Origin of the sequence: Pseudomonas sp. LAMO17WK12:I1 (genome assembly GCF_900177315.1) — a bacterium.
Classification (GTDB): domain Bacteria; phylum Pseudomonadota; class Gammaproteobacteria; order Pseudomonadales; family Pseudomonadaceae; genus Aquipseudomonas; species Aquipseudomonas marginalis.
Window position 1 is genome coordinate 12136 of sequence record NZ_FWZV01000013.1, and the last position, 13974, is coordinate 26109.

Below are 13974 nucleotides of genomic sequence, written 5' to 3' on the forward strand. Positions count from 1 at the left end.
GCCAACAAGTTACTTTTGGTATATAAGCATGTCAAGCCCTGAATCCCCTGCCCCACGTCGTCGCCTGTCCCGTGAAGATCGCCTGCGTCAGTTATTGGAGGTGGCCTGGCAGCTGGTGCGCGAGGAAGGCACCGAAGCCCTGACCCTGGGCCGCCTGGCGGAACTGGCCGGCGTCACCAAACCGGTGGTCTACGACCATTTCGTCACCCGTGCCGGGCTGCTCGCCGCGCTGTATGAAGACTTCGACGCGCGTCAGACCCAGGTGTTTGCCGAAGCCCTCGACGCCAGCCGCGCGACCTTGGAAGAACGCGCCGGGGTGATCGCCTCGTGCTATGTCGATTGCGTGTTATTGCAGGGCCGGGAAATTCCGGGGGTGATTGCCGCACTGAGCAGCTCGCCGGAGCTGGAAGCGCTCAAGCGTAAGTACGAGGCGATTTTTCTCGACAAATGCCGTGCCGCATTGGAACCCTTTGGCCACGTATCACAGGCAGGATTAAGGGCGATGCTGGGCGCTGCGGAAGCGTTGTCCTACGCTGCGGCCAGTGGCGAGATCAGCCGTGAAGAGGCGCAAGATGAGTTGCTGGCGACCATCCTGGCAATGGTCAACCGCCCACGGCGTTGAAGACTGAAGAAGCTTCTGTGGTAAACGAACTTTGCTGTGGTGAGCAGACTTGTTGTGGTGAACAGGCTTGTTGTGGTGAGCGGGCTTGCCCCGCGCTGGGCTGCGAAGCGGCCCCAGAAACAGCCCCGGATCTGCCTGGCACACTGCAGCGCTCTTATCGGGGCCGCTTCGCAGCCCAGCGCGGGGCAAGCCCGCTCACCACAGAAGCCCGCTCACTACAAAAAAAGCCAACCAGGCCAGGCTAACGCCCTGCCACAAACAGCTGGACCTTGCGGGCCAGTTGATCGAGGTGCCGATCACGCTGTTTCTCGGCGTCCACCATCGCCCGCTTGCCATGTTTTTGCAGCAGGTAGGTATGGATCTGGCGTACCTCCAGCGAACTGTAGATCGCCGCCACATCCAACACGCCCATCAAGCCATCGGTGCCGTAGTCCCGGGTATTCATCAACACCTGGGTGCCCCGCGCACCCCGCACTTCAAACCCCATGGCCTCGAAGGCCGCTACCTTCTCCACGGCACAGGCCAACTCCGCATGGGGATAGCGCGCCAGCACGTCCGCCATCATCCCGCGCGCCACCCCCTGACGCCGGAAACCGGCCTGTACCGCCATAAAGGCAATGCCACAGGCTTCAGGATCGTCTTTCACCGGCAGGTACAGGCAAAAGCCAATCACCTGCTCCTCGAGCATCGCCACGATCAACTCAACGGCAATCCCCTTCGACCCGCCCACTGCCTCCAGGTACAGGTGCACCTCAAAGCCGATGGCGTATTGGTAGATGTTGTAGAGCAGGTTGCTCGGCGGCAGTGCGACGCTGCTGATGTCGGTGAGGTTGTCCACCACCATCTGCAGGATCTGGGCATTGATGGGCTCGGGGCACGGTGTGGTATAGCGGGTAAGGCTGAACATGCAGATTCCTGGGGTTTCGCGTCAAGGCAGCGGCGATTGTACCTGTTGCAGGCCGTTCAGTGCCCGCACACCTCACGCACGCACCCGCGCAACCAGCGGTGGGCCAGGTCGGCATCCAGCCGCGGATGCCAGAGCATCGCCACGGTGAACGGTGCCAGCGTCAACGGCAACGCAAAGCTGTAAAGGCCTTCGCGCTGATGGGCAGTGTAGCGTTCGGGCACGCTGGCAATCAGGTCGGTGTCGCGGGCCAGGGCGATGGCCGTGGCGAACCCGGCGACGATGGTGCCGATCTGCCGCGTCAAGCCCAGGGCTTCAAGCCCATCGTCGATCTGGCCGCGCTCCTGCCCGCGCCGCGAGACATAGACGTGCCGCCCCAGGGCAAACCGCTCGGCACTGATGTCGCCCTGGCTCAGGGGATGGCCGCTGCGCACCACGCCAATCAAACGGTCGCGAAACAGCGCCTGGGTCAGCACTTCGGGGCTGGCGTCGGGGTCGACCACACCGGTCTCCAGGTCGACGCTGCCTTCGCGCAGCAACCTGCTGTCCTTGTCGGTCTTGCTGACGAAACGCAGGCGTACACCAGGCGCCTCCCGTGCGATGCGCGCCAGCAACGCGGGACCGAAGTTTTCGACGAACTCTTCACTGGTGCGCAAGGTGAACGTGCGCTCCACCTGGGCCAGGTCCAGGGCGTGTGCCGGGCGCAGCACTGCGTGGGCGTCCTGCACCAGGCGGCTGACCTGCTCACGCAATGCCTGCGCCCGCGGCGTCGGCACCAGCCCGCGCCCGGCGCGGACCAACAGCGGATCGCCGGTGGTCTCACGCAAGCGCGCCAGCGCCCGGCTCATGGCCGAGGGGCTCAACTGCAAGCGCTTGGCCGCTCGGGCGACACTGCCTTCGGCCAGCAAGACATCCAGGGTGATCAGCAGATTAAAGTCGGGCATGGGCGCTCCTTAGCAGGCGTTTGACGCAGGTATTAACTGCAAACCCTGCGTCTTCCGCCATGTTAGGCGAGGTCGTAGATTTTTGACAGTTGCGTCCACCCAAGGAATCTTCCATGCATACGTCTTCACGGGGCGGCCTTGCCAGCCTGTCGCTGTCCATGTTGCTCGCCGCCCTCGGCACCAGCATCGCCAATGTCGGCCTGCCCAGCCTGGTACAGGCATTCGATGCGTCATTTCATGCCGTGCAGTGGGTGGTGCTCGCCTACCTGATGGCGATCACGGCGGTGATTGTCATGGCCGGCCGAATGGGCGATCGCCTGGGCCGTCGCCGGCTGTTGCTCGCCGGGCTGCTGCTGTTTGCGCTGGGCAGTGGGCTGTGTGCAGGCGCGCCCTCGCTGGGCTGGCTGATTGCCGCACGCCTCCTGCAGGGCTTGGGCGCGGCGAGCATGATGGCCATGGCGCTGGGGATGGTCGGCGACACGGTGCCCAAGGAACGCACCGGCCGGGTGATGGGCCTGCTGGGCACAATGTCAGCCGTCGGTACCGCCATGGGCCCCGCCGCTGGCGGGTTATTGCTCAGTGTGTGGGGCTGGCGCGCGCTGTTTCTGGTGGGCATGCCCTTGGGGTTACTCACGGCCAGCCTCGCGTGGCGCTACTTGCCGGTTGATCGACGCCAAGCAGGCTCACCTTCCAGCGTCTGGTCACCGTTGAAGGAAGCATCATTGCGCACGAGTCTCGCGATGAGTGCGTTAGTAGCGGCGGTGATCATGGCAACCTTTGTGGTCGGCCCTTTCTACCTGTCCAAGGGGCTGGGGCTGGACCCGCAATGGATGGGCCTGGCCATGGCCGTCGGGCCCTGTGTCGCGGCGCTCAGCGGTGTACCGGCGGGGCGCCTCACCGACCGCCACGGCTGGCGCCTTATGACTTTCGCCGGGTTGGGCATCCTGGTTTGCGGCGCATTACTATTGTCGTTGGCCTCGGGATTGATCGCCTACCTTGGGGGGCTGGTGATTCTGACGACGGGCTATAGCCTGTTCCAGGCCGCCAACAATACTGCGGTGATGTGCGATGTAGACGGTGCGCGCCGAGGTACGGTCGCAGGCTTGCTCAACCTGTCACGCAATATCGGGCTGATCTTCGGTACCTCGGCCCTGGGGGCGGTGTTCGCCTGGGCGACCCCGGATGTCACCCGCGCCACCGCGCAATCCGTGACCAGTGGCCTGCATGCGACTTTCACCGTCGCCGTGGGCTTGATCCTGCTGGCCACCGCGATGACAGCGGGCCGCATCCGCGCCGTGAATGCCCCACAGAATGCCCGTTGAGGCAAAAAAACAAAAAAGGCGTTGCGCCAGACGGGGTTACATCGCGCATCATGGGCACTTTCAAGCTCAAGGGTAACGTCCATGCGCGTTCTGTCATTGATGATGGGTCTTACGACGCTGGCCGCCAGTACGGTGTTCTGCGCCAGCGCGATGGCGAATGAAGAAAGTCAGTTGGTGCAACAGATCAACGAGTACCGCAGCCAGGTGCAGCGCTGCGGCGACCAGGGTTCCCAGGAACTGCCACCGTTGGCCAACGATACACGGCTGGTGCTGCCGGCCAATAACGTCGGCGACCTGCAGCAGGCCCTGGCCCGGGCCGCGTACCCGATGGTCAATGTGCAGGCCATCAGCCTGTCCGGGCCCAAGGACGCCCAGGCAGCCATGAAAGCCGTGCGCGAGAGTTTCTGCCGGGTGGTGCTGGACCCGCAATTCGTCGACATCGGCGTGAGCAACAGCGGCCAGGACTGGCGCATCGTGCTGGCCCGCCCGTTGCTGTCCAGCGGCCTGGGCGATTGGCAAACCGAAGGCCGCAAGCTGCTCGACCTGATCAATGCCGCCCGTACACAACCGCGCCAGTGCGGCACCCAGGCGTTTACCGCGACCACGCCATTGTCGTGGAACGAGGCGTTGGCCGGGGCCGCCAACAGCCACACGCGCAACATGGCCAACGGCAATTTCTTCGACCACCTGGACCACGACGGCCGCACGCCTGGCGACCGCGCGGAACTGGCCGGGTATATCGCGAAAAACATCGGCGAAAACATCGCCGCCGGCCTGGACACCCCGCGCAAGGTGGTCGACGGCTGGCTCGCCAGCCCGGGTCATTGCGCCAACCTGATGAACCCGCAGTTTCGCGAATTGGGCGCAGCCTATGCCATGGACCCGAAGAGTGACGCGGGCATCTACTGGACCGCTTTATTCGGCACGCAATAAGGGTTGGGCAATCGCCCACCCCCCGGCCCTTCGCTCTTTCAAACGAATACAGCATCAAAATGCCATCTAGCGGATAATCGTGCTGAACTGGCAGCGACCAGACAGGTCTGTAGCTTTACGCCACATCCTTGCGGGCGCGTTGAAGATTCCGGAATACAAGGTGTTCTCCCAATGATGAATTGGCTGCAAAGCAGCAGCGACATGGCTGAGCAAGTCCGTCAGCATGATTGGGCCAGTACGCCCCTAGGACCGCTGGAACAGTGGCCGGACGTGTTAAAGACCACCGTGGCGCTGTGCTTCGCCTCCAGCTTTCCCCAGGCGATTGTCTGGGGTCCGCAGCTGATCACGCTCTACAACGATGCGTTTATCCCGATCCTGGGTAGCAAGCCCTACGCGTTGGGGCGCCCGTTCAACGAAGTGTGGGCCGAGGTGTGGGATGACGTCAGCCACATCGCCAACGCCGCCTTCGAGGGCCACGCCACCTATATCGAAAACTTCCCCCTGGTGATTGAACGCGGCCCGAGGCGGGAGCAGGCGTACTTCACCTTCTGCTACAGCCCGATCCGCGATCCCCAAGGCAAGGTGGTCGGCATGCTCGACACCGTCACCGAGACCACCGCCACGGTGTTCCTGGCACGCCGCCTGGCGGTGCTGGACGCCATCGGCAACGCGGTGGTCAACGCCGTCGATGCCGAAGCCATCATGACCAGCACCACCCGGTTGCTGGCCGAGCACCTGCAGGTGAGCAATTGCGCCTACGCCGACATGGACGCCGATGAAGACGGCTTTACCATTCGAGACAATTGGACCGCGCCCGGCTCGCCCAGCATCATTGGCCGCTACAGCCTGGCGGCGTTCGGCGAGATGGCCGTCAAATGCCTGCGCGCCGGCGACCCCCTGGTGATCCACGACAATCTGCGCGAGTTGCCGCCCGCAGAGTCCGCCACCTTCCAGGCCCTGGGGGTGACGGCGACGATCTGCATGCCGCTGATCAAGAACGGTCGCCTGACCGCCCTGATGGCCGTCCATGACAAAAGCCCACGCCCCTGGTCACCCTACGACCTGGCCCTGTTGCGGGAAGTCACCGAGCGCTCCTGGGCGCATATCGAGCGCGTGCGTGCCGATGCCGATGTGCGCAAGGGCCTGGCGGCCTATGCCGAACTGAACACCACTCTCGAACAGCGCGTCGAAGAACGCACCCTGGCGCTGGCCAAGGCCGAAGCCGCGCTGCGCCAGTCGCAGAAACTCGAAGCCATCGGCCAACTCACCGGCGGCGTGGCCCATGACTTCAACAACCTGCTGACGATCATCCGCTCATCGGTGGACTTCCTGCGTCAGCCAGACCTGTCGGAGCAGCGTCGCCAGCGCTATATGGGCGCAGTGGCGGATACCGTAGAGCGGGCCAGCAAGTTGACCAGCCAATTGCTCGCCTTTGCCCGCCGCCAACCGCTGAACCCGGAAGTCTTCGACGTGGCCCAGCGCGTTCAGAACATCGGCGAGATGCTGGAGAGCGTCACAGGCGCGCGCATTCATGTACGTGTCGAGATGCCTTCGCAGCCGTGTTTTGCGCGGATCGATGCCAGCCAGTTTGAAACCGCACTGATCAACATCGCCCTCAATGCACGGGACGCAATGGAGGGCCAGGGCACCCTGACCCTGAAAGTCCTCGGGGCACAGCCGTTGCCCCATATTCGCGGCGACGCCGGGTCGGGTAAGGCGTATGTCGCCATTTCGCTCGCCGATACCGGCCCCGGCATTCCCGAAGACACCGTCGAACGCATTTTCGAGCCGTTCTTCACCACCAAGGCGGTGGGTAAAGGCACCGGCCTGGGCCTGTCGCAGGTCTTCGGCTTCGCCAAGCAGTCGGGGGGCAATATCGATGTGACCAGCACGCCCGGCCAAGGCAGCGTATTCACCTTGTATCTGCCCCAGGTCGAAGCCGAAGCAGCACTGCCACTCCCCTGCGAGGAAGCGCCGGCTTCGTCCCACGACACATCACAGTGCCGGGTGCTGATTGTGGAGGACAATCTGGAGATCGGGCGGTTTGCCAGCCAGATTCTTCAAGACCTGGGCTACCAGGCCACCTGGGTGACCGATGCCGAACAGGCCCTGACCCTTGCCGGGCACGATGGGAGGGCCTTCGATGTGATCTTCTCCGACGTGGTCATGCCCGGTATCACCGGGGTCGCCATGGCCAAGCTGTTGCGCCAGCGTCGAGCGGACCTGCCGGTGATACTGACCTCGGGCTACAGCGAAGAGCTGGCAGACAATGGCTATGACGGCTTCGAGTTCCTGCCCAAGCCTTACTCTGCCGAGCAGGTTTCGCGGGTATTGATCAAGGCCATGCACAAGGACTGAGCCGCGCCCTACTCCGCCACGGCCACCTGGTTGCGGCCCAATGCCTTGGCCCGGTACAGCGCTTTGTCGGCGCTGTTCATCAGGCCGTGCAGGTCCTCGTCCACGGCATGGGTGAACGCCACCCCAAGGCTGGCTGACAGCCCCTTGACCGGCTCGGCGGCCAAACCGGCGATAGCCTTGATCAGGTCCTCGGCAATAGTGCGCGCGGTGTCCAACGACGTATTGGGCAACAACACGGCAAACTCTTCGCCGCCCAAGCGACCATACACATCGGCCTTGCGGAACGACGCACTGATCACCCCGCCAATCTGGCGCAAGACCTGATCGCCGGCCTGGTGCCCATAGGTGTCGTTGATTTGCTTGAAGTGGTCCATGTCCATCATCAGCACGCACAGCGGCTGCTGGTTATGACGGCATTGCGCATACAGCAATTGCGCATGTTCGAAAAACGCCCGGCGGTTCATCAGGCCGGTCAGCTCATCGGTCTGTGCGGCACGGGTCGAGATGTTATGGGCCCGTTCCATTTGCCGGGTCAGGCGAAAGGCTTTCTCCAGTGCATCGGACAATTTGCGCGTGGCACTGGCCACAAACGTGGAAAACACCAGGACCGCGATGCCGATGCCCACTTGCATCGATGTGGGCTGGAACAACAGCCACAGGGTGCACGGCAGCAACACCAGGCCGATGGACACCAGGGTCATATAGCGATAGGCCGAATAACACGACACCGCACTGACCGACATCCCCACGGTGAACAGCATCACCAGCGCCTGGGACAACCGATCATCGGGGGGCATCAGCGCGAGTGCCCCAGCCCCCCAAATGCCCGCGGACAGTACCAGCGTGACCCAGTAGCGGCGCTCCCAGCGGTCCGGGGTGCGTTCGCTGTTGGGGCAGCGGAACCAGTCCAGGAACATCTTGACCCGCAGCAGCGACGACGCGCCCAACACCACCAGCCACACCAGCATCAACGTGTGATCGAAGCGCTCCCAGCACAGCCAGCAGAGCATGGCGGCTGCCATGTAGCTGCCGAAAATGGCTGCAAATGACTGGCGAAACAACTGGTGCAAACGGTCGGTTCGCACCTGTGCCTCTATAAAGCAATCCTGGTCCCGCCCATGCCCAAGGCCATTCATGAAATTCGCCTGATTCGACTGCCATGACAAAGGCGCCATTGTGGCACCCTGCCACCAGCGTGGACAACTGAATCCAGCAGGGTAGAGCCTTTAACTCCCGTCAGGCCGCAAAATCAGCACCCCCAACGGCGGCAGGTTCAACGACAGTGACACCGGTTGCCCATGGCGTGGCTCATCCTCGGTGAACACGCCACCGCCATTGCCGTAATTGGAACCCGCGTAGGTATCGGCGTCACTGTTGATCACCTCGCTCCAACGCCCACCAAACGGTACGCCCACCTTGTAGGCCTCACGGGGCACCGGGGTGAAATTGGCCACCACCAGCACCGGCTTGCCGTCCTTGCTCCAGCGCAGCCAGGCGTAGACGCTGTTGATCGCGTCGTCGCCGATCAGCCACTGGAAACCCTGAGGCGCATCATCCTGCTCGTGCAGGGCCGGCTCTTCGCGATACAGGCGATTCAAGTCACCCACCAGCTTTTGCACGCCTTTGTGCTCGGCGTACTGCAGCAAGTACCAGTCCAGTTGCTGGTCGTGGTTCCACTCGCGCCACTGGCCGAATTCGCAGCCCATGAACAGCAGCTTCTTGCCCGGATGCATCCACATGAACGCCAGGTAGGCGCGCAGGTTGGCAAACTTCTGCCAACGGTCGCCGGGCATCTTGTCGATCAGAGAGTGCTTGCCGTGCACCACTTCATCGTGGGAAATCGGCAGGATGAAGAGCTCGGACCACGCATACACCAGGCCGAAGCTCAACTCGTTATGGTGATGGGCGCGATAGACCGGATCCTGCTGGATGTAATGCAAAGAATCGTGCATCCAGCCCATGTTCCACTTGTAGTTGAAGCCCAGGCCGCCCTGTTGGGTGGGCTGGCTGACGCCGGGCCAGGCGGTGGACTCTTCGGCGATCACCAGGGCGCCGGGCGCTTCCAGTGCAACCACGTCGTTCAAATGGCGCAGGAAGTCGATGGCTTCCAGGTTCTCGCGCCCGCCATGGCGGTTGGGCACCCATTCGCCGGCCTTGCGCGAATAGTCGCGGTACAGCATCGACGCCACCGCATCCACCCGCAGCCCGTCAATGTGGAAGTGTTTGAGCCAATGCAGCGCCGAGGCCAGCATGAAGCCGTGGACCTCAGTGCGGCCCAGGTTGTAGATCAGCGTGTCCCAGTCCTGGTGGAAGCCTTCCAGCGGGTTGGCGTATTCATACAACGCAGTGCCGTCGAATTGCGCCAGGCCATGGGTGTCGGTAGGGAAATGCGCCGGCACCCAGTCGAGGATCACGCCGATATCGGCCTGATGGAGCGCGTTGATAAAATAGGCGAAGTCCTCCGGCGAGCCAAAACGCGCCGTCGGTGCGAACTGTGAAAGCGCCTGGTAACCCCACGAACCGCCGAACGGGTGTTCCATGATCGGCATCAATTCAACGTGGGTGAAGCCCAGTTGCTGCACATACGGCACCAACCGCTCGGCCAGCTCGCGCCAGGTGTATTGGCGCGCCACTTCGCCGGCCTCGTCCAGCTCGCACTGCCAGGAGCCCACGTGCAGCTCGTAGATCGACAGCGGCGCCGTGGCCTTCTGGCGCTCGACCCGCGCTTGCATCCACTCGTGGTCCTGCCAGTCCACCTGCAACGGCGCGGCGACTTTCGAGGCGGTATCGGGTGGCAACTGGGTCGCCAGCGCCATCGGGTCGGCCTTGAGCGGCAGAATCCCGTGGGCACCGAGGATTTCGTACTTGTAGGCGGCGCCAGGTTGCAGGCGTGGAATGAAGATCTCCCACACGCCCGACGGATGCCGCAGGCGCATCGGGTGGCGGCGGCCGTCCCAGATATTGAAGTCTCCTACCACCGAAACCCGCCGCGCATTCGGTGCCCACACGGCAAAACGCACGCCGTCTACGCCATCGACGTTGGTCACCTGGGCCCCCAGGCAACTGCTGAGGTCACGGTGGTTGCCTTCGGCGAACAGGTACAGGTCCATCTCCCCCAGCAACAGTTGCTGGAAGCTGTAAGGGTCTTCGGTGATCTGCTCGCCACCGGCCCACTGGATTTTCAGCAAGTACGCCTGGCGGGTGTTGAACTGCCCGACGAACAGGCCCGGCACCTGGGTCGCATCCAGGCTGCCGATCTGTTCACCGCCATCGCGGCTCAGCACCTGGACACTCAAGGCTTCCGGCAGGAACGCGCGGATAAATTGGCCGCCCTGCTCGTCATCGTGTGGCCCGAGAATGGAAAACGGGTCGTGGTGCTCGGCGCGCACCAGCGCTTCGACGTCCTTGGACGCCGGCATGGCTGTCAACTTCGGTTGCAGCGGTTCTTTACTCGTAAAGCTCATGACGTCTCCCCACCGCGTGCAGTGTTCGATTTAGATGTAATCCCGCTCAACAACCCGTGCAAGCCCTGCAGGGGCACCGGCAACCAGGTCGGGCGGTTTTCCGCTTCGTACGCTACCTCATACGCGGCCTTCTCCAGGCTGAACAACGTCAGCGCGGCGTCCTGGCCCTTGGCATCCTGCCAGTCATGCGCCAGTGTAGACGCAGCGGCCTGATAAGCCTGGATAAATGCCTGGCGGGCCTCTTTCAGGTAGCGATCGGTCACGCGCCTGCGCGCCTGGTCCGCTGCGGGCGAGTGATCCACCCCTTGTACGTTCAAGGCCATGGCCGCCGCGTAGTCAAAGGAGCGCAACACGCCGCTCACATCTTTATACGGGCTGTGCTTGCCGCGCCGTTCATGCAGCGGCCGCGCCGGTTCGCCTTCAAAGTCGATCAGGTAGGCATCGCCCTTCACCACCAGCACCTGGCCCAGGTGCAAGTCACCGTGGACGCGAATGCGCAGCCCGCCCAAGGTGGCTTTCGCCAGCGCCTGGACATGCGCGCCGATGGCTTTTTTCTGCGCCAGCAATTCACTGACCAGCGCCTGATCGGCAGGGTTCAATTGGCTTTGATGCAGCTTGAGCAATTGCAATGCACGGTCGATCTGCGCACCAACGTCCTTGGCCCAGGCTTGGGTATCCTTGGCGCTGGTCGGTTCGGGCTTGAAGTCCTTATTGGTCGTTTTGGCCCCCAGCACCCCGTGCATTTCACCCAGGCGCTGGCCGAGCAGCCCGGCGAAGTCCGCCAGCTCGCCCAGTGCGTTGTAATGCTGTTCCTGTTCGGAGATGGCCTCGGCCAGTTCATCGCGAATGGCACGTTCCAGGTTGTTCTGGGTCCAGCTCCATGCGTCACCCTGGTTGCTCAAGTAGCCCTGAGCGATCATCAGCAGGTTGTCCTGGCCGGCGCCATCATGGCGAATCACCGAGCCCATCAGCGGCGAGATATTCGGATAACCCGCCTGCGTCAGGTAGGCGCTCATTTCCAGCTCGGGGTGCACCCCGGCGCTGACTTTGCGGATCAGCTTGAGCACCAGGCTCTCGCCCACCACCACCGAGCTGTTGGACTGCTCGGCAGACAAGTAACGCACCGGCGACTCGTCCGTCAGTTGCAGCGTGTCCAAGTGTGGCGTGGCTTCAAAACGCAGGTCGCCGTCGCTGCCGTTCAACACGGTACCGGCCTGCAGACCTTGGATCACCGCGCGGATAAAGTGCTCCAGGCTGAAGGCGTCCGTCACCAGGCCGACCTGACGCACTCGCCGGACGCGGGCCAGGGCCAACTGTTGCGGCAAGGCGCTGGTGAACTGGTCTTCGCCAAGAAAACCGAACGGCAGCTGATACCGACTGACCTGGCCACCGGCGGTCACTTCCAGCTCGCTGAGCAAGACCGGGTGCTGCGGGTCGCCAAAGCGCACACCGTAGGCGATGCGTACGCTGTCGATGGCGGTGTCCTTGCCGGCAAACCAACGGCGCTTGGGCAGCCAGGCGGGCAGCGAGGTCTGTTCGAGGGTGGTGCGGCACGGTTCGTCGAGCAGCTCTTCCATGCGTTTTTTCAGCACCAGGGTGGTGAAGTCCGGCATGCTTTGCGCCGGCTCCACGTGCCAGCTGGGCATCTGGTTTTCCGCCGCCAGCACGAACCAATAGAAGCCATACGGCGCCAGGGTCAGCAGGAAATTCAGTTGGCCGATGGGCGGGAACGCATTGCCGCCGAGCATCTCCACCGGAACCATGCCGGCAAAAGCCGACAGGTCCAGCTCGGCCGCCTGGGCGCTGCGCGAGACGTTGGCCACACACAGGATGATCTCGGTGCGCCCGTCTTCGCCGGTGAATTCGCGGGTATACGCCAGGATGCGGCGATTGCTTGGGGAGAGCATCTTCAGGCTGCCACGCCCAAACGCCTTGGACTGCTTGCGCACCGCCAGCATGCGGCGGGTCCAGTTCAACAGTGAGTGCGGGTCCTGGGCCTGGGTTTCGACGTTGACCGACAGGTAGCCATATTGCGGATCCATGATCGGTGGCAGCACCAGGCTGGCCGGGTCGGCGCGGGAGAAACCGCCGTTGCGGTCGATGGACCATTGCATCGGCGTGCGCACGCCATCGCGGTCGCCGAGGTAGATATTGTCGCCCATGCCGATTTCGTCGCCGTAATACAGGGTCGGGGTGCCGGGCATCGACAGCAGCAGGCTGTTGAGCAACTCCACACGGCGGCGGTCGCGCTCCATCAGGGGCGCCAGGCGCCGGCGAATGCCCAGGTTGATGCGTGCGCGACGGTCAGCGGCGTAGTAGTTCCACAGGTAGTCGCGCTCTTTATCGGTGACCATTTCCAGGGTCAGCTCATCGTGGTTGCGCAGGAAGATCGCCCATTGGCAATTGGCGGGGATCTCCGGGGTCTGGCGCAGGATATCGGTGATCGGGAAGCGATCCTCCTGGGCCAGCGCCATGTACATGCGCGGCATCAGCGGGAAGTGGAACGCCATGTGGCATTCATCGCCGTCATCGCCCTTGCGGTCGCCGAAATACAGCTGCGTGTCTTCCGGCCACTGGTTGGCCTCGGCGAGCAGCATGCGGTCGGGGTAATGGGCGTCGATCTCGGCGCGGATCTGCTTGAGGACGTCGTGGGTTTCCGGCAGGTTTTCGTTGTTGGTGCCATCGCGCTCGATCAGGTAGGGGATGGCGTCCAGGCGCAGGCCGTCGATGCCCATGTCCAGCCAGTAGCGCATCACCGACAGCACGGCTTTCATCACCTGCGGGTTGTCGAAATTGAGGTCCGGCTGGTGGGAATAGAAGCGGTGCCAGAAGTACTGGCCGGCGACCGGGTCCCAGGTCCAGTTGGACTTTTCGGTGTCGAGGAAAATGATGCGGGTGCCGTCGTATTTCTGATCGTCATCGGACCACACGTAGAAGTCCCGCGCCGCCGAGCCCGGCTTGGCCTTGCGTGCCCTCTGGAACCACGGGTGCTGATCGGAGGTGTGGTTGATCACCAGCTCAGTGATGACCCGCAACCCGCGCTTGTGGGCTTCGGCGATAAAGCGCCGGGCATCGGCCATGGTTCCGTAGTCGCTGTGCACGCCCCGGTATTCGGCAATGTCATAGCCGTCATCGCGGCGTGGCGAGGGGTAGAACGGCAGCAGCCAGATGGTGTTGACACCCAGGTCGGCGATGTAGTCGAGCTTGGCGATCAGGCCGGGAAAGTCACCGATGCCGTCGTTGTTGGAGTCGAAATAGGATTTGACGTGAACCTGGTAGATCACCGCGTCCTTGTACCAGAGCGGGTCTTTGATGAAGGTGGCAGCCTTGGGTTTCTTCGCCATTGGAAACTCCTGAAATACTCGAAAAATCGTGCAGACTGAACCTGGTCAATGTGGTAGGGGGCTTGCCCCCCTCCCACATGTTG

The 13974-nt window shown here is 63.1% G+C and carries 9 protein-coding genes; 4 read left to right on the plus strand and 5 right to left on the minus strand.

What is annotated here, in order from left to right:
* The first annotated feature begins 28 nt into the window (after positions 1–28).
* Positions 29–622, plus strand: coding sequence for a TetR/AcrR family transcriptional regulator (locus B9N88_RS23430; protein WP_027606376.1), 594 nt, complete (start codon positions 29–31; stop codon positions 620–622).
* A 241-nt stretch (positions 623–863) separates the two neighbouring features.
* Here the strand turns inward: B9N88_RS23430 and B9N88_RS23435 are convergent, their stop codons facing one another.
* Both B9N88_RS23435 and B9N88_RS23440 read right to left on the minus strand, forming a co-directional pair.
* Positions 864–1529 (minus strand): GNAT family N-acetyltransferase, encoded by a 666-nt coding sequence (locus B9N88_RS23435; RefSeq protein WP_027606377.1) that lies wholly within the window; start codon positions 1527–1529, stop codon positions 864–866.
* Between the two features lie 56 nt (positions 1530–1585).
* Positions 1586–2470: a LysR family transcriptional regulator gene (locus B9N88_RS23440; RefSeq protein WP_027606378.1), complete on the minus strand. Its 885-nt coding sequence runs from the start codon at positions 2468–2470 to the stop codon at positions 1586–1588.
* Positions 2471–2583: 113 nt separating this feature from the next.
* Here B9N88_RS23440 and B9N88_RS23445 point away from each other — a divergent pair, with 113 nt between their 5' ends.
* The 3 genes from B9N88_RS23445 to B9N88_RS23455 all read left to right on the plus strand — a co-directional run bounded on the left by B9N88_RS23445 (position 2584) and on the right by B9N88_RS23455 (position 7083).
* Positions 2584–3792, plus strand: coding sequence for an MFS transporter (locus tag B9N88_RS23445; RefSeq protein WP_027606379.1), 1209 nt, complete (start codon positions 2584–2586; stop codon positions 3790–3792).
* Between the two features lie 81 nt (positions 3793–3873).
* Positions 3874–4725 carry a CAP domain-containing protein gene (locus B9N88_RS23450; RefSeq protein ID WP_027606380.1) on the plus strand — a complete coding sequence of 284 codons (852 nt, stop codon included), beginning with the start codon at positions 3874–3876 and terminating at the stop codon, positions 4723–4725.
* A 171-nt stretch (positions 4726–4896) separates the two neighbouring features.
* A complete protein-coding gene (locus B9N88_RS23455) occupies positions 4897–7083 on the plus strand; it encodes a hybrid sensor histidine kinase/response regulator (RefSeq protein ID WP_027606381.1) in 2187 nt (728 codons plus the stop codon).
* Between the two features lie 8 nt (positions 7084–7091).
* Here the strand turns inward: B9N88_RS23455 and B9N88_RS23460 are convergent, their stop codons facing one another.
* From B9N88_RS23460 to treS, 3 genes are read right to left on the minus strand one after another with little or no spacing between them, the layout of a single operon-like run.
* On the minus strand, positions 7092–8258 hold the full coding sequence (locus tag B9N88_RS23460; protein ID WP_027606382.1) for a GGDEF domain-containing protein: 1167 nt from the start codon (positions 8256–8258) through the stop codon (positions 7092–7094).
* 51 nt (positions 8259–8309) lie between these two features.
* Positions 8310–10547 (minus strand): 1,4-alpha-glucan branching protein GlgB, encoded by a 2238-nt coding sequence (gene glgB, locus B9N88_RS23465; protein WP_027606383.1) that lies wholly within the window; start codon positions 10545–10547, stop codon positions 8310–8312.
* A complete protein-coding gene (treS, locus tag B9N88_RS23470; RefSeq protein WP_027606384.1) occupies positions 10544–13891 on the minus strand; it encodes a maltose alpha-D-glucosyltransferase in 3348 nt (1115 codons plus the stop codon). Before treS ends, glgB begins: the two co-directional genes overlap by 4 nt.
* Between the last annotated feature and the right edge of the window lie 83 nt (positions 13892–13974).

What these genes read in the sequence shown, in the direction of transcription:
- B9N88_RS23460 (WP_027606382.1), bottom strand. Translation starts at nt 8,258, where the DNA reads ATGGCGCCTTTGTCATGGCAGTCGAATCAGGCGAATTTCATGAATGGC.
- B9N88_RS23435 (WP_027606377.1), bottom strand. Translation starts at nt 1,529, where the DNA reads ATGTTCAGCCTTACCCGCTATACCACACCGTGCCCCGAGCCCATCAAT.
- treS (WP_027606384.1), bottom strand. Translation starts at nt 13,891, where the DNA reads ATGGCGAAGAAACCCAAGGCTGCCACCTTCATCAAAGACCCGCTCTGG.
- B9N88_RS23430 (WP_027606376.1), top strand. Translation starts at nt 29, where the DNA reads ATGTCAAGCCCTGAATCCCCTGCCCCACGTCGTCGCCTGTCCCGTGAA.
- B9N88_RS23455 (WP_027606381.1), top strand. Translation starts at nt 4,897, where the DNA reads ATGATGAATTGGCTGCAAAGCAGCAGCGACATGGCTGAGCAAGTCCGT.
- glgB (WP_027606383.1), bottom strand. Translation starts at nt 10,547, where the DNA reads ATGAGCTTTACGAGTAAAGAACCGCTGCAACCGAAGTTGACAGCCATG.
- B9N88_RS23440 (WP_027606378.1), bottom strand. Translation starts at nt 2,470, where the DNA reads ATGCCCGACTTTAATCTGCTGATCACCCTGGATGTCTTGCTGGCCGAA.
- B9N88_RS23450 (WP_027606380.1), top strand. Translation starts at nt 3,874, where the DNA reads ATGCGCGTTCTGTCATTGATGATGGGTCTTACGACGCTGGCCGCCAGT.
- B9N88_RS23445 (WP_027606379.1), top strand. Translation starts at nt 2,584, where the DNA reads ATGCATACGTCTTCACGGGGCGGCCTTGCCAGCCTGTCGCTGTCCATG.